Origin of the sequence: Comamonas thiooxydans, assembly GCF_000964545.1 — a bacterium.
Lineage (GTDB): Bacteria > Pseudomonadota > Gammaproteobacteria > Burkholderiales > Burkholderiaceae_C > Comamonas > Comamonas thiooxydans.
Genome location: NZ_BBVD01000007.1, coordinates 384,776 through 405,077 on the forward strand (window position 1 = coordinate 384,776; position 20,302 = coordinate 405,077).

The following is a 20,302-nucleotide window of genomic DNA, read 5'->3' on the forward strand; positions in this document are numbered from 1 at the left end:
AAGGCTGCGGTCAGTTCCCGCATTCCTTCACGAATTGCTGGGTTTTCCAGACTTAGTGGGCTGCAACCGCGGGACGGCGGCTGGCAATGAACTTGCCCAGGGCCAGAACCAGCAACGCGCCGCCGATATGGGCTGCCCAGTACAGGGTCTTGGAGATCTCGGCCAGACCTTGTGCATCGGTCGTGCCCAGCTTGGGCATCCACAGCCACTTGTCGGTGTTCACGAACACGGGGTCGGTCACGAACATGCCGCCCGCGATCCAGCCCAGCAGCATGCCGCCGGCCACGATGATCATGGGGAAGCGCTCCATCAGCTTGATGACCAGCTGCGAGCCCCAGACGATGATGGGCACGGAAATCAGCAGACCCAGCACGATCAGCAGCATCTGGTGGTCGCCCGAGCTCTGGGCTGCGCCGGCGATGGCGATCACGTTGTCCACGGACATCACCAGGTCGGCGACGATGATGGTCTTGATGGCGGCAAACAGCTTGTCGCTGCCTTCGATGTTGTCGTGACCTTCGTCATCGGGAGCAATCAGCTTGATACCGATCCAGATCAGCAGTATGGCACCCACGACCTTCAGGAACGGCAGCTGCAGCAGCACCATGGCAAAGGCGATCAGGATGATGCGCAGGACGATGGCACCGGCAGTGCCGTAGATGATGCCCTTGCGGCGTTGCTCGGGAGGCAGCTTGCGGCAGGCCAGTGCGATCACGACCGCGTTGTCGCCGCCGAGCAGGATGTCGATGATGATGATTTGGCCCAGCGCAATCCAGAAGGGCGTGTGGGTCAGAAAGTCCAGATCCATGTGATTTTTCCTCGTTGTGGAATGCCGCTGGTGCAGTCTGCATAGGTTTGGCACTTGACGCCAGCGGGTGAAGACCAAGGTGACGTAAGTCGAAGCGCAAACCCGCGCGAGGAATCGTGCAGGGGCAGACACTTTGATTGACCGTCATCGGCCTATCAAAGGTCTTGCTCGATTGCAGCCTGGCTGCAAACCGTATGGCCGGAAGCTTGCGCTTCGTATTGACGACCATCCGCTCATGACGCAAGACATGCGCCCGATAAGCTACTCCCCTTCGAAGCTGCGCATTTCAACACAGCAGGCATGGGATTTCAAGTTTCAAACCCCATCTAGTTCACAGGTTTTATATTGAGCAGCCGTCTTGCGGCGCCTTTGCACAAAGCGCAGGCGGCTACCAAAAACGAAGCAACCTTGCTGGCGCAGGCCTCATGGCAGCGGCTTATGATGCCTGCTCCATGACTGCCATTCACATCACCGACATCGAAGCTGCCATCAATTACTGGCGAGGCCGCGCTCCATCGCCCGACGGCGTGTTGCTGGCACCTGAGGTGAAGGCTCTGGCCGAGGTGTATGCGCTGATGATTCATGCATGCGAGTCCGAGGTGGCGGTGGAGGGCTTTCCGTCACATGCCATGGCTGCCTGGCTGGCCTGGTTTGACACCATGCCCGATACGCCTTGCATTGCCATCTGCTCCACCAGCCAGGGCGACGAGAAATGCAAGGGCTGCGGCCGCAGTTTCGACGAGGTGCAGCACTGGACGGCCATGGAGCCCGCCGAGAAGCGGGCCGTATGGCGCCGCATCACGGTCGAAGGTGACTCCTGGCGCTTCAACCGCTATGCGGAGCGCGCGGCGGAGCGGCGCGGCCAGAGTTTCTGAGGCTTATTTCCAGCGCGTGGGCTCGATAAACACCGTGCCCAGATTGCTGGACAGTGTGAGCTGGCCTTCCTGAATCGTGGCCTGCAGCTGCATGCTGCGCTCGGCCAGCGCACCCAGTTGCTGGGCCACTTCCGAGTCGATGTAATGCACTTCCAGCTTGCTCTGGCGGGCCAGCTTGCCTTCCAGACCCTTCCACCAGACATGGGCGGCGTGGTTGAAGGGGTAGACCAGCATATGGTCGGACTTGTTGCAGGCCTTGGTGATGGGCTTTTCGTCGGGCTGGCCGACTTCGATCCACAGGCGCTTCTGGCCGGTGTAGTCGGTGATGTGCACGTCCGGATCATCAGGGTCGGACAAACCAATGCCAAAGCCCAGCGTGCCGTCACCATTGCACAGGTCCTGCAGCTTCCAGGCGTTCAGCGCCAAGGCCACCAGGCGCACCATCATGCGGTCATCTGTTTCGCTGGGATGGCGCGCCAGCGTCAGATTGTGGTCGGCGTAGTAGTTGTGGTCGATGTCGGCAATCGACAGATTGGCTTTGAAGATGGTGGACTTGATGGCCATGGCGGTGCTGCCCGCAGGCAGTCCTTTTGAAAACTATCAAAAACAAGAGCTGCCAGCGCCAATAAACATTGGCTTTGGCAGCTCTTTGATGCTGAAAAGCTTGAGTATCAAGCGCTAGCAGCTATCCTTTTTGCGGATCAAACTTGCGGTTCAAACGCGCTTGGCCAGCTCGGCAGCCTTGCCGATGTAGGAGGCTGGCGTCATGGCCAGCAGACGGTCCTTGTCGGCCTGGGGGATTTCCAGACCGTTGATCAGGCGGTGCAGGTCTTCGGCCAGCACGGTCTTGCCGCGCGTGACTTCCTTGAGCTTTTCGTAGGCGCCCTGCACGCCATAGCGGCGCATCACGGTCTGGATGGGCTCGGCCAGCACTTCCCAGGCGTGATTCAGGTCTTCCTGCAGGCGCTCTTCGTTGAGTTCGAGCTTGTTCAGGCCGGTCATCAGCGAAGCGTAGGCCAGCGTGGTGTAGCCGAAGGCGACGCCGATGTTGCGCAGCACGGTGGAGTCGGTCAGGTCACGCTGCCAGCGGCTGATGGGCAGCTTCTCGGCCAGATGCTTGAGCATGGCGTTGGCCATGCCCAGATTGCCTTCGCAGTTCTCGAAGTCGATGGGGTTGACCTTGTGGGGCATGGTGGACGAGCCGATCTCGCCGGCCTTCAGGCGCTGCTTGAAGAAGCCCAGGGACACATAGCCCCAGATGTCGCGCGACAGGTCGATCAGGATGGTGTTGGTGCGAGCCATGGCATCGAACAGCTCGGCCATGTAGTCATGGGGCTCGATCTGGATGGAGTAGGGCTGGAAGCTGATGCCCAGTCCCTTGGGCTCGGCGGATTCCACCACGTTCTTGCTGAAGGCTTCCCAGTCGAACTCGGGCCAGGCCGACAGGTGGGCGTTGTAGTTGCCCACGGCGCCGTTCATCTTGCCCAGAATCTTCACACCGGCGATGTTGGCAGCGGCCTTTTGCAGGCGTACGACCACATTGGCCAGTTCCTTACCCACGGTGGTGGGGGAGGCGGTCTGGCCGTGCGTGCGGCTGAGCATGGGCACTTCGGCGTAGAGGTGGGCCATCTCGCGCAGCTTGGCGATGATGCCGTCGATGGCGGGCAGCAGCACGGTGTCGCGGCCGACGCGGATCTGCAGCGCGTGGCTGGTGTTGTTGATGTCTTCGCTGGTGCAGGCAAAGTGCACGAACTCGGCGGCCTTTTGCAGCTCGGCGCGGCCATCGAACTTGGACTTGATCCAGTATTCCACGGCCTTCACGTCGTGGTTGGTGGTCTTTTCGATGGCCTTGATGGCGTCTGCGTCGGCTTCGGAGAAGTTGGCGACCAGCGCGTGCAGATAGTCGCGCGATTCGGCCGACAGCGCGGGGAATTCGGCAAAGCCGGCATCGGACAGGGCGATGAACCAGGTCACCTCGACCTGAACACGGCGGTGCATATAGCCGTATTCGCTCATGATGGGGCGCAGTGCGGACAGCTTGGCGGCGTAGCGGCCGTCCAAGGGAGAGATGGCGGTGAGGGAGGACAGGTTCATGGTGGCGCAATTGTAGGTGCGCTGCATCAGTCGCACGCCGCGCTGGGTTGCTCGGCGGCCGCAGCCGGCATGCATGCCGGCCCTTTGCGGCGGCAGCCGTGCCGCCATGCCAGCGCATAGAATCATCGCACCGGCCCGTCGCCGGTGACTCGTGTCATGGAACCGCTGCTATGAAACTAATAGGCTCCACCACCAGCCCCTTTGTGCGCAAAGTCCGCGTCGTGCTGGCCGAAAAGAAGCTGGACTATCAATTCGTCGAAGAAAACCCCTGGGAGGAAGCGCTTGCGCCGGGTACGGGCAATCCTCTGGGCAAGGTGCCGCGTCTGGTGATGGACGGCACGGAGGCCATGTTCGATTCGCGCGTTATCGTCGAATATCTGGACACACTTTCGCCGGTTGGCAAGCTGATTCCGGGCACGGGCCGCGAGCGCGCCGAGGTCAAGACCTGGGAGGCCCTGGCTGACGGCATGCTGGACGCTGCGGTTCTGGTGCGGCTGGAGGCCACCTGGCCCGGCCGCAGCGCAGAGCAGCGCAGCCAGGCCTGGATGGATCGCCAGATGGGCAAGGTCCAGGCCGCGCTCAAGGTCATGTCTCAGGGCCTGGGCGAGAAGCCGTTTTGCTGCGGAGGCACGCATCTGACGCTGGCCGATATCAGCGTCGGCTGTGCCCTGGCCTGGCTGGATTTCCGCTTTCCCGAGATGGATTGGCGCGCCGAGCATCCGAATCTGGCCGCCTTGCTGATAAAGCTGGCGGCACGCCCCAGCTTTGTGAACACCGTGCCCCACTGAGTGGCAGCATGTCGTCAAAGAAAAGGCCACTCGAAAGTGGCCTTTTTTGGGGCATAAAAAAGCTGCGAAGCATCCCGAAACGAATTAAGAGAGGGAGGGAGGAGAAGCGCTCCGGGGATTGTTCAATGGGCGTACCCAAGGGCTTCGCAACTGGAAATTGGTGAATGCAGACCTGTCAGTTCATTGCACTTGACTATCAGATAAGACACTGTTGCAGAAGTTCCAGCCCCCGTGGGTTTCATTTTTGTAACAGTTTGGCAATGCCTGTAGGCAAATCTTGATGGATGCTGCCAGTGCTTCGAAAAGCAGGTACTCACCAATCTCCGGTCCCTTGAGACAGTTAGCTGCTTTGTGCTGAGGCGACAGGCCCGAACACCGCAGCCCAGAGCTTGAGTACCGCTTCGCGCTGGGCCTGGGCCTGCTCCGGCTCCAGCTGTCCGGAGCGCTCGTCCAGTCTTGCCACGTGTTGCAGGCGGCGCAGCTCGCGGTAGGCCTTGGCTGCTTCATAGCCCACTGTCTTGGGCAGCAGGCCCGCGTCTTCGGCGCGCTGCAGCAAGGCGATATTGCCCACATTGGCGATCAGCTCGCGGTGCGCGCCGGATTCGGCAAGCACCAGGTACTGCACGGCAAATTCCACATCCACCATGCCGCCGGGGCTGTGTTTGACGTCAAACAGGCCGCCGCGTACCGGGTGGGCGCCGCGCACCCGCTCACGCATGGTTTCAATCTCGTTGCGCAGAGCAGCGGCATCGCGCGGCGCGGTGATGACGGCTTCGCGCACCGCATCAAAGCGCTGATGCAGGTGCAGATCGGTCGCAGGCTCGCCTGCAGGCGAGGGAAAGTCGCGGCTGCCAAGCACAAAGCGGGCACGCGTCATGGCCTGGTGTTCCCAGGTCCAGGCGGTGTTGCTGCCGCGCTGCTGCTGGTAATTGGCATAGGACTCGAAGCTGGTCACCAGCAGGCCCGAGTTGCCGTTGGGGCGCAGCGCGGTGTCGATCTCGAACAGATCGCCTTCACCGGTCTTGACGGTCAGCCAGTTGATGAGCTTGCGCACATAGGCCGCGTAGACCTCGGGTGCGCGCTCATCGTCGTCATCGAAGACGAAGACGATGTCCAGATCGCTGCCGTAGCCGAGCTCCTTGCCGCCCAGCTTGCCGTAGCCCACGATGCCGAAACGTGGCGTATCGCGATGGCGGTTCTTGAGCCGGCTCCAGCACCATTGGGCCGTGATGCGCAGCACGCTGTCGGCCAGGGCGCTGAGGTCGTCTGCCACTTGCTCTACGGTAATGCGGCCTTCGATATCGCGCGCCAGCGTGCGGAAGACTTCGGCATGGTGGGCGCGGCGCAGCAGATTGAGCAGGGTTTCATCGTCGTCCTCGCCCGTGGACTGCAGGGCGGCCAGGCGCATGGCCAGCTCGTGCTCGAAGTCTGCTGCGACAAAGCGCTCCTTGAGGATGGCATCGCTGGCCAGCTCATCGATCACCCCGGGGTGTTGCTGCAGGTACCGTGCAGGCCAGCGTGCAGCTCCCAAAAGATGTAGCAACCTCTCGTGAACTGCCGGGCGTTCCAGCAGCAAGGCGAGGTAGCTTTCGCGGCGCAGCAAGGGTTCCAGCCACTGCAGAAAGCGTTTGGCAGCCTCTTCGCTGGACTGGCCGCTTTCCACCCATTGCGAGGTGCGCTCCACCAGCCTGAACAAACGGGCCCGCGCCTCGTCGCGCAGGCCGTTGATGCGGGTATTGCTGCGCCAGTCGGCGACCTGCCCGGCCAGCGAGGGAGGCAGGGCCTCGATCAGGTCTTCGATGTCTCTGGGCGTGGGCGGTCCGCCTGCCGCGGCCTTGGCGGCATTGCAGTGGCCGTTGCTGCATTGCTGGGAGTCACCGCCGAGCAAGGTGTCGAACTCCTGCGCCACCAGTTCGCGGTGCTCGTCCAGCTGGTGCAGAAAGCCGCAGGCATCGGCATAGCCCAGGGTGCGGGCAATCCACAGCAGATCATCGTCGCGTGTGGGCAGCACATGGGTCTGCTGATCGTCCAGATACTGGATGCGGTGCTCCACCTGGCGCAAGAAGATGTAGGCGCGGCTCAGCGCATCGGCAATTTCGGCGCTCATCAGATTGGCCTGCACCAGGCGCTGCAGCGCTTCCAGCGTGGGGCGGCGGCGCAGCTCGGGGAACTGGCCGCCGCGCACCACCTGCAGCAGCTGCACGATGAATTCGATCTCGCGGATGCCGCCGCGCGAGAGCTTGACGTCGTTGGCGCGCTCGGGATGGCCTGCGCTGCGCTTGGAGGCGTGGTCGCGGATCTGGCGATGCAGACTGCGCAGCGAGTCGAACACCGCATAGTCCAGATAGCGGCGGAACACAAAGGGCAGCACCACGCCGCGCAGGGCCTGGACGTTGGGGGTCTGGATATCGGCCAGCGGCGCCACGATGCGGCTCTTGAGCCAGGCAAAGCGCTCCCACTCCCGGCCGTGGATCTGTAGATACTCCTCCAGCGAGGACAGCGAAACGGCGGGGGCGCCTGAATTGCCGTTGGGCCGCAGGGCCAGGTCGACGCGAAAGACAAAGCCGTGCTCGGTGGTGTCGCCGATCAGGCTGAAGATGCCCTTGACGGCACGGCCGAAGTACTCGTGGTTGGAGATCACGCCGCGGCCGTCGGCCTTGCCCCGGGTGTCGCCGTCATGTTCGTAGACGTAGATCAGGTCGATGTCGCTGGAGACATTGAGCTCGCGGGCACCTAGCTTGCCCATGCCTATGACCCAGAACTGGACTTCCTGGCCGGCGGGTCCTTGAGGTGCACCATGCCGGGTGTCGAGTTCGGCGCGCACCTGGGTGCAGGCGCGATCCAGGGCCAGCTCGGCCAGCTCGGTGACGGCCTTGGTCACCACGGCGAGAGGTGCCTGCTGTTCGCAGTCCAGCACGATGATGCGCTCCATCACCAGCTGGCGCAGCACGCGCAGCGCCGCGGAGAGATCCAGGCCGCGCGACTGCAGCGTGCCCAGGGCCTGCTCCATCAGGGCCCGGTCGGGGGCTCCCGGCGGCAAGGCGTCAAACCAGTTCTCGTAACGGCGGTGAAGGCGCTGCACAAAGCGCGAGTACTGGGCCGGGGAAGGAACATTGAGGGCGTTTTCTGCCATTGCTTGCTCTGGGGACTGCATGCGGACCGTGAAAAATGGTGTCAGGCAGGCAGGTAATCAGCCCGGCAACGTGTGGTTACCGAAACGCGCACGGGGGCGCCGGTCATAATTCCTGCCATTGCTAGGCCACCGATGATCGAACCGAAACCACTCCCAACTCGCCAAATTCATAGGCTGGCCAGCTTGGCACGGTGGTCTCTGGGACTGGTCCTGAGCCTGTGGCTGCTGCTGGCCACCGTGTGGGGGGTGCTCCATTTCTGGATTGTGCCGCGAATCGAACAGTGGCGCCCCGAGCTGGAATCCCTGGCCTCACGCAGCCTGGGTGTACCGGTTTCCATTGGCAGGCTGAATGCTTACCGCTCGGGTCTGGTGCCGACTTTCGAGCTGGGCGACGTAGTCCTGCATGACCCTGCGAACAAGAGTGAGGCCTTGCTGCTGCCCAAGGTGGTGGTGGCGGTCTCTGCCCATTCGTTGATGACCCTGGGAGTCGAGCAGATATATCTGGAAGGACCGGATCTGACGGTGCGCCGCGATGCCGACGGACAGATCTTTGTGGCCGGTATTGCCGTGTCATCCGATCCGGGGCAGGGAACCGACTCCGACTGGATCTTCTCTCAGCCCGAAATCGCCATCCGCAGCGGCAAGCTGCAGTGGGTGGACGAGCTGCGCAATGCTGCGCCCTTGCAACTGCAGGATGTGGATCTGGTGCTGCGCAACAAGCGCTGGCACCACTCCCTGCGGCTGGATGCCACGCCGCCAGAGGGCTGGGGCCAGCGCTTTACGGTCATGGGCAACTTCAAGGAGCCTTTGCTGTCGGTGCATGAAGGGCGTCTGGAGCGCTGGAGCGGACAGGCTTATCTGGACTTCACGCATATCGATTTGTCCCATCTGGGCCAGTATCTGGGTCCGCAGGACTGGAAGCTGCAGCAGGGCAAGGGCTCGGTCAGGGCCTGGCTGGATGTGGAGCACGGCCAGCCCGTGGGCGGGGTGGCCGATGTCGCGGTACAGGCGTTGCAACTCCAATGGCGGGACAGACCTGAGCCCCTGGCCCTGCAGGCCTTGCGGGGGCGCCTGCGGGCCAAGAACCAGAACGGTTACCAGTTTTCCGTCCAGGGATTGCAGTTCACGGCCGATGACGGCCTGAACTGGCCCAGAGGCGACTTCAGCCTGCGCTATGTGCCGACCGGCGCTTCCGAGCAGGGCAGCCAGGGCGAGCATGGCGAGGTTCAGGCCGATGGCATCGACCTGGCCATTGCGGCGCAGATGCTGCAGCGTCTGCCCCTGCCGCAGGCCGTGCAGACCCAGCTCAAGGCGCTTGCGCCGGCAGGACAGCTGAGTGATCTCAAGCTGTCATGGCGCGGACCTCTGCAGCAGCTGGCCCAGTACAAGGCTTCGGGGCGCTTCGAGCAACTGGGCTTGCGCTCCCAGGCTTCGCAGGAGGGCCCTCACAGCATTGGTATTCCCGGCGTGCGGGGGCTGAGTGGCAAGTTCAGCCTGGACCAGGACAGCGGCGAGGCAACGCTGACCAAGACGGCGGCCGCCAGCCAGGCCATGCTGAGCTTCCCCGGAGTGTTTGAAGACCCCGATATTCCGTTCGACCAGTTCGACAGCCTGGTGCGCTGGCAGCTGCTGGACAAGGGCCAGTCCATCAAGGTGCAGGTGCCCCGGCTGCGTTTCGCCAATGAGGACACGGCCGGCCAGGCCCAGGCCAGCTGGCAGTCCGGTGCTGGGACCAAGGAGCAGCCGCGCTTTCCGGGACTGCTGGATCTGCAAGGGCAGCTCAGCCGCGCCAAGGGTGAACGGATTTATCGCTATCTGCCCCAGGATCTGGGCAGCGATGCGCTGCGCTATGTGCGCGAGGCCATCACCACGGGTCAGGCCAGCGCGGTGAACTTCCGCGTCAAGGGCGAACTCGAGCATGTGCCGTTTGAAAAACCGGGCAAGGGCGAATTCCACATCAGTGCCCAGGTGCATGATGTGAACTACCAGTTTGTGCCCGGCTATCTGCTGGGCCCTGGCGAAAAGCCCTGGCCGCCGCTGACCAAGCTGTCGGGCGAGCTGGTGTTCGACCGCAACTCCATGCAGGTGCGCAAGGCCAAGGGCTTTCTGGGGCATACCGCCATCGTGGTTGATGAAGCGCAGGCCGGAGTGGCCGACTGGAACCTGACCGAGGTGGAGGTCAACGCCAAGGCTCATGGAGCCCTGGGCGATATGCTGAACCTGGTTCAAGGCTCTGCCCTGTCTGCGCTGACTGCCCATGCTCTGGATGGCAGCAAGGCCACGGGCAATGCCAAGCTCAGCCTCAGGCTGCATCTGCCCACCATGCATATGGAGCGCAGCAAGGTACAGGGTGAAGTGGCGCTGGCGGGCAATACGCTGCAGTTGATGCCCGAGGTGCCCACACTCAGCCAACTGCGCGGCAATGTGCAGTTTTCGGAGACCGGCTTTCAGCTCTCGGGCGTGCAGGCCAGAGCGCTGGGCGGTGATGTGCGCATCGAGGGCGGCATGAAGCCTGCCGCCGATGCCGCCACGGCTCCGGTGCAAGTGCGTGTGGACGGCATTGCCACGGCCCAGGGCCTGCGTGATGCCAAGGAGATGAGCGAACTGGTGGCTCTGGGCAAGCATCTGCAGGGCCAGGCCCGTTATGGCTTGCAGATCAAGGTGCTGCACAGCGTGCCGGAAATCAGTCTGCAGTCCGACCTGCAGGGCATGGCGGTCATGTTGCCAGCTCCATTGGGCAAGGCGGCCGACAGCTCCCTGGCCTTGCGTGTCAACCGCACGGTGCCAGCCGTGGCCAAGCCGCTGACCGATCAGTTCGGCGTGCAATGGGGCAATCACGCCGCAGCTTTGCTGGAGCGCGATATCAGCGGGGCTCAGGCCCGCATCACACGTGGCAGCCTGGAGCTGGTGGAGTCGGGCACGGCGGAAGCCACGTTGCCGCCTGCCGGCCTGCAGGCCAGGGTGCAACTGCCGGTGCTTGATCTGGATGCCTGGAGTCGTTTGTGGCCCGATGGTGCAGGGGGCGCTGCCGATGGCCCCGGTATCGAGGAAGAGAGCTGGCGCCAGTTTGTGCCGCAGCAGCTGGCGCTCCAGGCGCGCGAGGTGAAGCTCCATGGCCGTTCGCTGCACGATGTATCCCTGCAGCTCAGCCATGCCAGCAAGGTCTGGATCAACCAGATCCAGTCACGCGAGCTGGCAGGGCGTGTGGAGTATCGCGAGCCCTCTGTGCAGGAGCCGGGCGGCCTTGTCATCGCCAAGCTCTCGCGTCTGAGCATTCCCGACGGCCCGGACGAAGGGCTGGATGCCGCTGCGGAACAGACCGGCAATGTGCGCGAGTTACCGGCCTTGCAGGTCAGTGTGGACGACTTCCAGCTGGGCAGGCGTTCGCTGGGCAAGCTGGATGTGGTGGCGCGCAATCACGGGCTGTCCGTCGGCGCGGGGCAGCGCGAATGGCAGCTGTCGCGCTTCAATATCAGCACGCCCGAGGCGACGTTGACAGCCCAGGGCTCCTGGGGGCTGCGCTCCAGTGACAAAAAGCACCCGGGGCAGACCCAGCTGCAGTTCCAGCTCAATCTGCGCGATGTGGGCAAGCTGCTCAATCGCTTTGACATGCCTGGCGTGGTTGCCAATGGACAGGGCCAGCTGCAGGGTGAAATCAGCTGGACAGGAGCGCCCGTGACGCCGGAGTTCAAGACCATGTCCGGCGCCGTGCATCTGGAGGTGCAAAAAGGCCAGTTCCTCAAGGCCGATCCGGGACTGGCCAAGCTGCTGGGCGTGCTCAGCCTGCAGTCCTTGCCCAGGCGGCTGACGCTGGATTTCCGCGACGTGTTCCGCAACGGCTTCTCGTTCGACTTCATGCGAGGCGATGTCACCATAGAGCGCGGCATTGCCAAGACGAATAACATGCAGATGAAGGGCGTGAACGCGGCTGTGCTGATGGAGGGCTCTGCCGATATCGACAAGGAAACCCAGGACCTGCATGTGGTGGTGGTGCCGGAGATCAACGCCCTGTCCGCCTCCCTGGTTGCGACGGCCATCAATCCCGTGGTGGGGCTGAGCAGCTTTCTGGCACAGATGATTCTGCGTGGCCCGCTGATTGCGGCCACGACCAAGGAGTTCCATATCCACGGCAGCTGGGAAGACCCGCAGGTGACCGAGCTGCCCAGGCGCAGTGTGCCCAAAGCCGGTGCCGACGATGCCGGCAAGCAGCCCGCCGCCGCTCCAAGCTCAGAGGAGAAGCCATGAAGATTGCCGCTCTACAAATGGTCTCGGGTCAGGACGTCGCAGCCAATCTGGCGCAGGCGCGCAGCCTGATGCAGCAGGCTGCCGCCCTGGGTGCGGAGCTGGTGGTGCTGCCCGAGTATTTTTGTGCCATGGGAGCCAGGGACACCGACAAGCTGGCCTACCGGGAGGCGTTTGGCCAGGGGCCGATCCAGGACTTCATGGCCGGGGCTGCTAGGCAGCTGCAGCTGTGGGTGGTGGCCGGCACGCTGCCGCTGCAGGCCGCTGACGACAGTCATGTGCTCAACACCAGTCTGGTCTATTCGCCCGAGGGCGAATGCGTGGCCCGCTACGACAAGATCCACCTCTTTCAGTTCGACAACGGGCGTGAGAGCTATACCGAGGCCGCCGTGGTGCAGGCGGGCAGCCAGCCCGTGGTCTGCGACATACAGGCCAGAAATGGCGTGAGTTGGCGCCTGGGCCTGAGTGTCTGCTATGACCTTCGCTTTCCCGAGCTGTACCGCGCGCTCAGCGCACAGGGGGCCGACCTGCTGCTGGTGCCAAGTGCCTTCACCTACACCACGGGCCAGGCGCACTGGGAGGTGCTGCTGCGGGCGCGGGCGATAGAGAACCTGGCCTATGTGCTAGCACCGGGCCAGGGCGGCGTGCATGAAAACGGTCGCCGCACCTGGGGCCACAGCCTGCTGATCGACCCCTGGGGCGAGGTGCAGGGCCTGCAGGCCAGCGGCACCGGCGTGGTGGCGGGAGAGCTCAATCGTGACCGCCTGCTGCAGGTGCGCCAGCAATTGCCGGCCTTGACCCATCGTGTGCTGTGACTGATCCGCTGAATACCGCTCTTGACGCACTGCCCGAGGACCATCCCGTCCATTGGCCCTGGCGGCGCTGGCGCATGGCCTGGAAGCGCTGGTCGCTATGGACCTTGCTGGTGGCACTGGTGGTCAGCATGCTGGTCACCATGGTCTGGCTGGCCGGACGCTATGAGGCCTCGCAGGTGCAGGAAAAGCTGGAGCGCGACACCGCCAATGCGGTCGGCGATATCCGTGCAGCGCTGGGCCGCAATCTGCAGGACCTGCTGGCGCTGAGCGCCTACAGCAGCAAGCATGCCGCCTGGCGCGAGCATGCGACCGAGCTGCTGCAGCAGCGCCGCGACCTGATGCGCATCGAATGGCGCGGTGAAAACATGCGTCTCATCGAGCATGCTGAGACGCCTTATCGCACCTTGCTGGTCGAGGACGAAAGCCATTTGCCCGAGCTGCATTCGGGCGAGGCACTGACCTGTACCCAGGCCAGGCGCGTCAACGGGCCATCGTACTCGCCCAGCCGCTTCCAGCTGCTGGGCGAGGGCCTGGGCACGGAGACCATGCAGGTCTGCATGCCGCTGACGGAGAACGGCCATGTGGTGGGCTATGTGCTGGGCACGTACAGCCTGCAGGGCATTCTGATGGCCCAGGTGGGCAAATCCCTGCCGCGCACCCAGGAGGTTTCGTTCACCGAGCCGGACGGCACGCGTCTGGCCATGGTGGGGGCGGCCTGGCGCGGCTCGCGCATGTTCACGGCCCAGCAGTTGCTGGATCTGCCGGGCAACACCCTGGTGCTGCGCATGGACAGCTGGCATCACGCGCCCAGTGTTTTTCCGAATGTGATGACGGCGCTGGTGACCGGCATGTCGATCGCGCTGGTGACTGTGGTGGTGGTGCTGGTGCGCGACAACCGCCGCCGCCTGCGGGCGGAGCGCGATCTGGGCGATGCGCTGGCCTTTCGCAAGGCCATGGAGGACTCCCTGGTCACGGGCATGCGTGCACGCGATCTCCAGGGCCGCATCACCTATGTGAACCCGGCCTTCTGCAATATGGTGGGCTTCAGCGCGCAGGAGCTGCTGGGCCTCAATGTGGCGCCTTACTGGCCGCCCGAGCTGGCCCAGGAATATGTGAGCCGGCGCGATCAGCGCCTTGCCGGCCTGCTGCCCACACCGCGTCAGGGCCACGAGAGCGTGTTCATGCGCAAGGACGGCTCGCGCTTTCCGGTGCTGATTTTCGAGGCGCCGCTGATCACCGCCCAGGGCCAGCACACGGGCTGGATGAGCGCTTTCATCGATATCAGCGAGCAGCGCCGCATGGAGGAGATGTCGCGTGCCTCCCAGGAGCGCCTGCAGGCCACGGCACGCCTTGCGACGGTGGGCGAGATGGCCTCCATGCTCAGCCATGAGCTGACACAGCCGCTGGCCGCCATTTCCAGCTATGCCACGGGCTCGCTCAATCTGCTGGAGCATGAGCCGACCGGCCCTCAGGTCCCGCATCTCAAGGACTTGCGCATGGCTCTGGAGCGCATCGGTTTTCAGGCCGACCGCGCAGGCAAGGTCATCAAGAGCGTGCGCGATTTCGTGCGCCGGCGCGACAAGTCCAGAGAGGTGGTGCAGCCCGTGGAGCTGATCGATGCCGTCATGCCTCTGGTCTATCTGCAGGCGCACAAGCTCAATGCAACTGTGCAGCTGGAGCTGGAGCCCGATCTGCCAGGGGTGCTGTGCGATGTCACCATGGTCGAGCAGGTGCTGCTCAATCTGGCGCGCAACGGCATGCAGGCCATGGACCTGCCCGAGCTCAAGGAGAGGGTGTTGACCATGGCTGTCAGGCGCAGTTCTGACGGTAATAACGCGCGTTGGGTAGAATTTTCCATCATGGACTGCGGCGCCGGCATTTCTGCGGAAGTCGCCGAGCAGCTGTTCACCCCCTTCTTCACCACGCGCACCGAAGGCATGGGCCTGGGCCTGAGTCTGTGCCGCACGGTGGTGGAGCAACATGGTGGTCACCTTGATTACCGCCCGCACCTCCCGCAGGGCACGGAGTTTGTCTTCACGCTTCCGGCCCACTGGGAACCCAGAGAGAACTAGGCTTCATGGAACCTGTAACCGACGCTACCGTCTACGTGGTGGACGACGATGCCGATGTCCGAGAGGCATTGGCATGGCTGCTGCGTTCGCGCAGATTGCTGAGCGAGTGCTATCGCAACGCCGAAGAATTCGAGCAGGCCGTGCTGCAGACCAGCCCCGTGACGCGTCGCCCTTGCTGCCTGCTGCTCGATATGCGCATGACGGGCATGAGCGGGCTGTCGCTGTTCAACCGCATGCTGGAGCGCGGCCAGATCGAGGCCATGCCCGTGATCTTTCTGACCGGCCATGCCGATGTGCCGACGGCCGTGGATACGGTCAAGCGCGGTGCCTTCGATTTCTGCGAGAAGCCGTTTTCCGACAATGCGCTGGTGGACCGGGTGGAGCAGGCGCTGGCGCTGTCTGCCGAGCATCTGGCCGCCTTGCAGGCGCGCGAAGAGGTACGCAGCCGCTTGGACGAGCTGACCGATCGCGAGAAAGACGTGATGAAGCTGGTCGTCGAGGGCGTGCCGAACAAGCTGATTGCCGATCAGCTCGATATCAGCGTGCGCACCGTGGAAGTGCACCGGGCGCGTGTCTTCGACAAGATGCAGGTCAAGTCGGCCGTGGAGCTGGCCAATCTGCTGCGCAACGCCTGAGCGGAAGCCTCCGCGAGATGAAAAAAGCCCCGCCAAGCGGGGCTTTTTGCTGGTCTCGCGCTGGCTTACTGAGGCGCACGCTCGCCCACGAAGATTTCCACGCGGCGGTTGCGCGCACGGCCTTCGTTGGTGGCATTGGAGGCCACGGGCTGGTGCGAGCCCATGCCCTGCACCTGGATGCGGGCGCCGTTGACGCCACGCGATGTCAGATAGTTGCGGGTGCTCTCGGCGCGCTGCAGCGACAGAGGGTTGTTGATGGCATCGGAGCCTGTGCTGTCGGTGTGACCGATGATGCGCACTTCTGCGTTGGGGTTGTTGCGCAGACCTTCGGCAAAGCGATCGAGGATGGGGGCGAAGTTGCCCTTGATGTCGGCGCGGCCGGTGTCAAAGGAGATGTCGCTGGGGATGTCCAGCTTGAGCTGGTTGTCCGCGGTCTGTGTCACGCCCACGCCTGTGCCCTGGGTCGCGGCTTCCATTTCACGCTTTTGCTTCTCGAGGTTCTGCGACCAGATATAGGAGCCCAGGGCGCCGACACCGGCACCGATCAGTGCACCCTTGCCGGCATGGCCGCCAGCAATGGCGCCGATGGCAGCGCCGCCCAGTGCGCCCACACCTGCACCGGTGGCAGTACGACGCGTGGTGTCCGACATGCCGCCGGTATTGGCGCAGCCGGTGATCAACAATGCAGAGGCCAGAGCGGCCGTCACAGCCATTTGCTTGCGCATAGAAAACTCCTTAGTTTGATAAACGACCCGGAGGGTCTTGCAAACCAGCTTCGCGTAAAAGCTGCAAGGCCACGAGCGTACTGCCAAGAGAAGGCAAAAAAAGTAGGACGCGGGCCAGCGAGCGGTTTCTGATGCAAAAGATTGTCACATGCAGCCCGCGCTGCAGTGGCTGCAGCGCCATGGGCTAAGCTCGATTAGAGCGATCTTGTTCGGGGTCTGCAAGCACTTCTTTGTGCTGCGCAGGCTCGACCGGGGCCGGCAACTCACCCTTTTTTCGACCTGAGAACATGGTCCACCACACAATAGCGACCAAAATGGCCAATGCCAGCAGTGCTTCAAGCAAAATCAGACCCATGAATTTCCATCTCCTGCGCCGTGCTTCACTGGCGCTGATTGTAGGAACCCTGGTGGCATGCACCACCACCAAGCAGCAAAACGACCCGGCATCGGTGCCCGAGATGGCTCCGCATGGCGGGCCGGCTTCCGCAGCCAAGCCGCCGTTCACCGCCAATGTACCGACTAAAAGCCGCTGGGTGGCGGTGGACTGGGGCGAGCTGCCCGGCGTGCCCCAGGATTCCCTGAACGAGGCCTGGAATGCCTGGATCAAGAACTGCGAGCGTCCCAGCACCGTGTTTGCCAATCTGTGCGGCGAGGTGCGAAGGCTGAGCATTGCCTCGGAAGACGAGCAGCGCAGCTGGATGATGAACACGCTGCAGCCCTATCGCATCGAAGCGACCACGGGCAGCCCCGACGGCATGCTGACCGCCTATTACGAGCCCTTGTACGAGGCGCGCCGTGTGCAGGGCAACGGCTTCAACGTGCCCATCTATCAGGTCCCGCAGGGCTTTGGCAAGCGCAAGCCCTGGTTCACGCGCCAGCAGATCGACACCAACTCCGAGGCGCAGGCCGCCCTGGCCGGCCGTGCCATTGCCTGGCTGCGCGATCCGGTGGACATGCTGGTGCTGCATATCCAGGGCTCGGGCCGGCTGATGCTGACCGAGGCCGACGGCCGCCAGCGTATGATCCGCGTGGCCTATGCCGGCACCAACGATCAGCCCTACAAGAGCGTGGGCCGCTGGCTGCTCGACCAGAACCTGGTGCGCGATGCCACCTGGCCCGGCATCAGTGCCTGGATTGCCGCCAATCCCTCGCGTGTCAACGAGATGCTCTGGAGCAATCCGCGCTATGTGTTCTTCCGCGAGGAGGCGCTCAATGACTTCGATGCCCAGTTCGGTCCCAAGGGCGCCCAGGGCGTGGCGCTGACGCCGGGCCGCTCGATTGCCGTGGACCGCAACAGCATCCCCTATGGCACGCCGGTCTGGCTGTCCACGCCCGGCCCCACGGTATCGCTCAACCGCCTGGTGTTCGCGCAGGATACGGGCAGCGCCATTCTGGGCGCCGTGCGTGCCGACTATTTCATGGGCTGGGGGGCCGAGGCCGGTGATGTGGCGGGCCGCATCAAGCAGCCGCTCAAGCTCTGGGCCTTCTGGCCCAAGGCCTTGGCCGGATCGGCACCGCATCTGCGCTGATGCTAAAAACAGGAGCTGCCAGCGCTTGTCAGTCAATGAATTTCGATGAATAACTATCTGAAATCATTGAACTGAAAGCGCTGTAAGCTCTCTTTTAAAGAGCGTCGCTGAAGTAGCGCTGCACCACGGGCGGCTCCTTGCCCTTGTGAAAGCTCAGCTTGCGGTCGCGCAGCGCCACATCGGCGGTCGTCACGCGCTCGAAGCGGCGCAGATGCTCGGTCCAGGACTCGTCGGTGATCTGCTCCACGAAGCGCTCTGGCTGGCTCATGCTGTGCAGCAGGCTCCAGGACAGCGCGCCTTGGCGCAGGCGGCTGCGCCGGCTCAGCTGCATCAGGTCGCGAAAGGCGCCGGCCCTGGCCGGGTCGATCAGGTACTCGATGGTCACCACCACGCGGCCGGCTTCGGGCGGTAGCGCTGCCGTCGGCGGCGTGAAGGCGCGAGAAGGGCTGAGGTCTTCCTCGATGTCGCGGTCCGGGTTCAGGCGCTGCACGATCAGCAGGGCCGTCAGCCCGCTGACGGCGGCCACGGCCATGCTGATCTGCACCGAGCCCAGGCTGGCGATCTTGCCCCAGATGGCGGCGCCAATGGCCGTGCTGCCCATGATGGACATCTGGTAGATGGACATGCCGCGTGCCCGCACCCAGTTGGGCAGGGCCATCTGCGCGGCCACGCCCAGCGTGTTGGCTGTGGCCAGCAGGGCCATGCCCGAGAGCATCATGCCCGGCACGGCCACGGCGATATGGGGGGCGAAGGCCACGGTCAGCGTGGCCAGGCTTTGCGCGGCCACGCCGGCCAGCACCGTGCGCTCGCCCGACAGCATCTGGCGTATGCGCGGCAGCAGCATGGCGCCCAGGATGGCGCCCGCGCCCATGGAGGCCAGCAGCAGCGTGAAGGTGCCGGCACTGCCGCTGCTGGCCGTGCCGTGGTCCAGGCGCTGGGCCGTCAGCGGCAGCAGGGCCATGATGGCGGCGGCCTGCAGAAAGTAGCAGACGGTGCGCAGCAGCACGGCATGCATGCGCGGCGACTCCTGGATGAACTGCAGGCCCACGCGCATGGCCGATCCCAGGCGCTCGCGACCCAGCGGGTTGGCGGGCTGCTGGCGCTTCCAGCGCAGCAGCACAAAGCCCGAGACGATGGACAGCACGGCGTTGAGCACAAACACCCAGGCGCTGCCCAGGCTGGCAATGAGGGCACCCGCCACCAGCGGGCCGATGATGCGCGAGGCATTCATGGCCACGCCGTTGAGCGCCATCGCAAAAGGCAGGTGGTGCTTGGGCACCAGCTCCGGGATCAGCGCGGAGAACACCGGCCAGCGCATGGCCAGGCCGATGCCGTTGGCAAACACCAGGGCCAGCAGCAGATAGGGCGTCAGCTGGCCCGAGAGCACGGCCAGGCACAGCAACAGGGCCACGGCAGCCACCCAGAACTGGGTGACGATGAAGTAGCGGCGTCGGTCCAGGATATCGGCCAGCGCCCCGCTGGGAAGGGCCAGCAGCATGACCGGCAGGGTGGAGGCCGACTGCACCAGCGCCACCAGCACGGGCGAGGTGGTCAGCGATGTCATCAGCCAGGCGGCCGCCACATCGTTCATCCACATGCAGATATTGGCCGTCATCCAGATCATCCACAGCATGCGGAAGGTGGGCGTGGCCAGCGGCGTCCAGACGCCCGGGGCTGCGGCAGGCGGCGCGCCGCCGTCATTCATGGCCGAGGGATCTTCCAGCAGCTTGCCTGCAGGGACCTGGCCGGATTCTGAAATTGCTGGATTGTGGGAAGCGCGCTCTGCGGAATCATCGTGGGCCATGGGGCATGATTCTGTAGCAGGAAAGTTGATGTGACAAATACGTAGTTACTCAAACCTGCCTGGCTCGGAGCTCGATGCTGCTCATGTCCTGAGTGCTACTGATAAGTGAGCTTTAAGCGCTTTTTGAGCAAGGATTTCAATGTTGATTGAGTCCACATCGTAGATGAATAAAGCGGTACATGCTCCACTTTTGAAGGATGCCGGCCTGGTGCGAACGGCACTCAGGCGTGCGTCAGCGTGCTGGGCAGCGGCAGCGCGCTGCTGGACTTGACCTCGCCCAGCGAAAAAATCGTGTGCACGTCTTTGACGTTGGGCAGGCGCAGCAGCACATTGCGCACAAAACCGGAAAAGCTCTCCAGATCCCTGGCCACGACCTGCAGCTCGAAGGTGCCCGCGCCGCTGATGTAGTGGCAGGAGGTGACTTCGGGCAGCAGGCGAATGGCTTCCTCCATGCGCAGCGTGATGTCGGCCGTGTTCTGTGCGGCATCCACGCGCACAAAGGCCAGCACGCCCAGGCCCAGCTTGTGGCGGTCCAGTGTGGCGTGGTAGCCGGTGATATAGCCCGACTCCTCCAGCGCGCGCACGCGTCGCCAGCAGGGCGCGGCGGACAGGCCCACGCGCTGGGCCAACTCGGCATTGGTGAGGCGGCCATCCATTTGCAGCTCATTCAGGATGGCCCAGTCGAAGCGATCAAGTTGGTTCATGATTCGCAATTTACAGCAAGATTCTTTCAAAAACTAGGTTAATCCCGGCAATAAAAAGAAAGCTCTATTCGGGGCGTT

At 63.7% G+C, this 20,302-nt stretch carries 15 protein-coding genes; 7 read left to right on the plus strand and 8 right to left on the minus strand.

The genetic code is table 11. The features are described from left to right. Positions 1-52: 52 nt before the first annotated feature. Positions 53-808: a TerC family protein gene (locus Cth01_RS12420; protein ID WP_034351034.1), complete on the minus strand. Its 756-nt coding sequence runs from the start codon at positions 806-808 to the stop codon at positions 53-55. 425 nt (positions 809-1,233) lie between these two features. Between Cth01_RS12420 and Cth01_RS12425 the strand changes: the two genes are divergently transcribed. Then, entirely contained in the window at positions 1,234-1,683 is a 450-nt protein-coding gene (locus Cth01_RS12425) for a DUF3717 domain-containing protein (protein WP_034382388.1), read from the plus strand. A gap of 3 nt (positions 1,684-1,686) precedes the next feature. On the opposite strand, the gene Cth01_RS12430 is transcribed toward Cth01_RS12425, so the two are convergent. Both Cth01_RS12430 and purB read right to left on the minus strand, forming a co-directional pair. Then, complete coding sequence (locus Cth01_RS12430; protein ID WP_012840346.1) at positions 1,687-2,247, minus strand: YaeQ family protein; 561 nt, start codon at positions 2,245-2,247, stop codon at positions 1,687-1,689. Positions 2,248-2,397: 150 nt separating this feature from the next. After that, complete coding sequence (purB, locus tag Cth01_RS12435) at positions 2,398-3,777, minus strand: adenylosuccinate lyase (RefSeq protein ID WP_034382447.1); 1,380 nt, start codon at positions 3,775-3,777, stop codon at positions 2,398-2,400. 170 nt (positions 3,778-3,947) lie between these two features. On the opposite strand from purB, the gene Cth01_RS12440 reads away from it, so the two are divergent. Beyond that, positions 3,948-4,565, plus strand: coding sequence for a glutathione S-transferase C-terminal domain-containing protein (locus tag Cth01_RS12440; RefSeq protein ID WP_012840344.1), 618 nt, complete (start codon positions 3,948-3,950; stop codon positions 4,563-4,565). A 340-nt stretch (positions 4,566-4,905) separates the two neighbouring features. Here the strand turns inward: Cth01_RS12440 and glnE are convergent, their stop codons facing one another. Then, positions 4,906-7,698, minus strand: coding sequence for a bifunctional [glutamate--ammonia ligase]-adenylyl-L-tyrosine phosphorylase/[glutamate--ammonia-ligase] adenylyltransferase (gene glnE / locus Cth01_RS12445; RefSeq protein WP_045839334.1), 2,793 nt, complete (start codon positions 7,696-7,698; stop codon positions 4,906-4,908). 183 nt (positions 7,699-7,881) lie between these two features. On the opposite strand from glnE, the gene Cth01_RS12450 reads away from it, so the two are divergent. The 4 genes from Cth01_RS12450 to Cth01_RS12465 are packed head-to-tail and all read left to right on the plus strand — an operon-like array spanning position 7,882 to position 15,462. Then, positions 7,882-11,943 carry a YhdP family protein gene (locus Cth01_RS12450; RefSeq protein WP_082085657.1) on the plus strand — a complete coding sequence of 1,354 codons (4,062 nt, stop codon included), beginning with the start codon at positions 7,882-7,884 and terminating at the stop codon, positions 11,941-11,943. Further along, the gene (locus Cth01_RS12455; RefSeq protein ID WP_045839336.1) at positions 11,940-12,755 is read left to right on the plus strand and encodes a carbon-nitrogen hydrolase family protein; all 816 of its coding nucleotides are present in this window, start codon (positions 11,940-11,942) and stop codon (positions 12,753-12,755) included. The genes Cth01_RS12450 and Cth01_RS12455 overlap by 4 nt, the downstream gene beginning before the upstream one ends. Further along, positions 12,752-14,827, plus strand: coding sequence for a two-component system sensor histidine kinase NtrB (locus Cth01_RS12460; protein ID WP_052703312.1), 2,076 nt, complete (start codon positions 12,752-12,754; stop codon positions 14,825-14,827). Before Cth01_RS12455 ends, Cth01_RS12460 begins: the two co-directional genes overlap by 4 nt. 5 nt (positions 14,828-14,832) lie before the next feature. Beyond that, on the plus strand, positions 14,833-15,462 hold the full coding sequence (locus Cth01_RS12465; protein ID WP_003066795.1) for a response regulator transcription factor: 630 nt from the start codon (positions 14,833-14,835) through the stop codon (positions 15,460-15,462). Positions 15,463-15,527: 65 nt separating this feature from the next. Here Cth01_RS12465 and Cth01_RS12470 read toward each other — a convergent pair whose 3' ends face one another. Both Cth01_RS12470 and Cth01_RS24010 read right to left on the minus strand, forming a co-directional pair. Then, a complete protein-coding gene (locus tag Cth01_RS12470) occupies positions 15,528-16,187 on the minus strand; it encodes a YiaD family glycine zipper/OmpA-like lipoprotein (protein ID WP_003066797.1) in 660 nt (219 codons plus the stop codon). A gap of 184 nt (positions 16,188-16,371) precedes the next feature. Further along, positions 16,372-16,542 (minus strand): hypothetical protein, encoded by a 171-nt coding sequence (locus Cth01_RS24010; protein WP_169749767.1) that lies wholly within the window; start codon positions 16,540-16,542, stop codon positions 16,372-16,374. Between Cth01_RS24010 and mltA the strand changes: the two genes are divergently transcribed. Continuing rightward, positions 16,541-17,716, plus strand: a complete 1,176-nt coding sequence (gene mltA / locus Cth01_RS12475; RefSeq protein WP_003066801.1) for a murein transglycosylase A — start codon at positions 16,541-16,543, stop codon at positions 17,714-17,716. The genes Cth01_RS24010 and mltA overlap by 2 nt on opposite strands. Before the next feature lie 94 nt (positions 17,717-17,810). Here the strand turns inward: mltA and Cth01_RS12480 are convergent, their stop codons facing one another. Next, positions 17,811-19,520 carry an MFS transporter gene (locus Cth01_RS12480; protein WP_045839337.1) on the minus strand — a complete coding sequence of 570 codons (1,710 nt, stop codon included), beginning with the start codon at positions 19,518-19,520 and terminating at the stop codon, positions 17,811-17,813. Between the two features lie 221 nt (positions 19,521-19,741). After that, on the minus strand, positions 19,742-20,224 hold the full coding sequence (locus tag Cth01_RS12485; RefSeq protein ID WP_003060152.1) for an Lrp/AsnC family transcriptional regulator: 483 nt from the start codon (positions 20,222-20,224) through the stop codon (positions 19,742-19,744). Between the last annotated feature and the right edge of the window lie 78 nt (positions 20,225-20,302).

Excerpts from the sequence above, each read along its gene's own strand:
- Cth01_RS12420 (WP_034351034.1), bottom strand. The coding sequence starts at position 808 with ATGGATCTGGACTTTCTGACCCACACGCCCTTCTGGATTGCGCTGGGC.
- Cth01_RS12425 (WP_034382388.1), top strand. The coding sequence starts at position 1,234 with ATGGCAGCGGCTTATGATGCCTGCTCCATGACTGCCATTCACATCACC.
- Cth01_RS12430 (WP_012840346.1), bottom strand. The coding sequence starts at position 2,247 with ATGGCCATCAAGTCCACCATCTTCAAAGCCAATCTGTCGATTGCCGAC.
- purB (WP_034382447.1), bottom strand. The coding sequence starts at position 3,777 with ATGAACCTGTCCTCCCTCACCGCCATCTCTCCCTTGGACGGCCGCTAC.
- Cth01_RS12440 (WP_012840344.1), top strand. The coding sequence starts at position 3,948 with ATGAAACTAATAGGCTCCACCACCAGCCCCTTTGTGCGCAAAGTCCGC.
- glnE (WP_045839334.1), bottom strand. The coding sequence starts at position 7,698 with ATGGCAGAAAACGCCCTCAATGTTCCTTCCCCGGCCCAGTACTCGCGC.
- Cth01_RS12455 (WP_045839336.1), top strand. The coding sequence starts at position 11,940 with ATGAAGATTGCCGCTCTACAAATGGTCTCGGGTCAGGACGTCGCAGCC.
- Cth01_RS12465 (WP_003066795.1), top strand. The coding sequence starts at position 14,833 with ATGGAACCTGTAACCGACGCTACCGTCTACGTGGTGGACGACGATGCC.
- Cth01_RS12470 (WP_003066797.1), bottom strand. The coding sequence starts at position 16,187 with ATGCGCAAGCAAATGGCTGTGACGGCCGCTCTGGCCTCTGCATTGTTG.
- mltA (WP_003066801.1), top strand. The coding sequence starts at position 16,541 with ATGAATTTCCATCTCCTGCGCCGTGCTTCACTGGCGCTGATTGTAGGA.
- Cth01_RS24010 (WP_169749767.1), bottom strand. The coding sequence starts at position 16,542 with ATGGGTCTGATTTTGCTTGAAGCACTGCTGGCATTGGCCATTTTGGTC.
- Cth01_RS12480 (WP_045839337.1), bottom strand. The coding sequence starts at position 19,520 with ATGGCCCACGATGATTCCGCAGAGCGCGCTTCCCACAATCCAGCAATT.
- Cth01_RS12485 (WP_003060152.1), bottom strand. The coding sequence starts at position 20,224 with ATGAACCAACTTGATCGCTTCGACTGGGCCATCCTGAATGAGCTGCAA.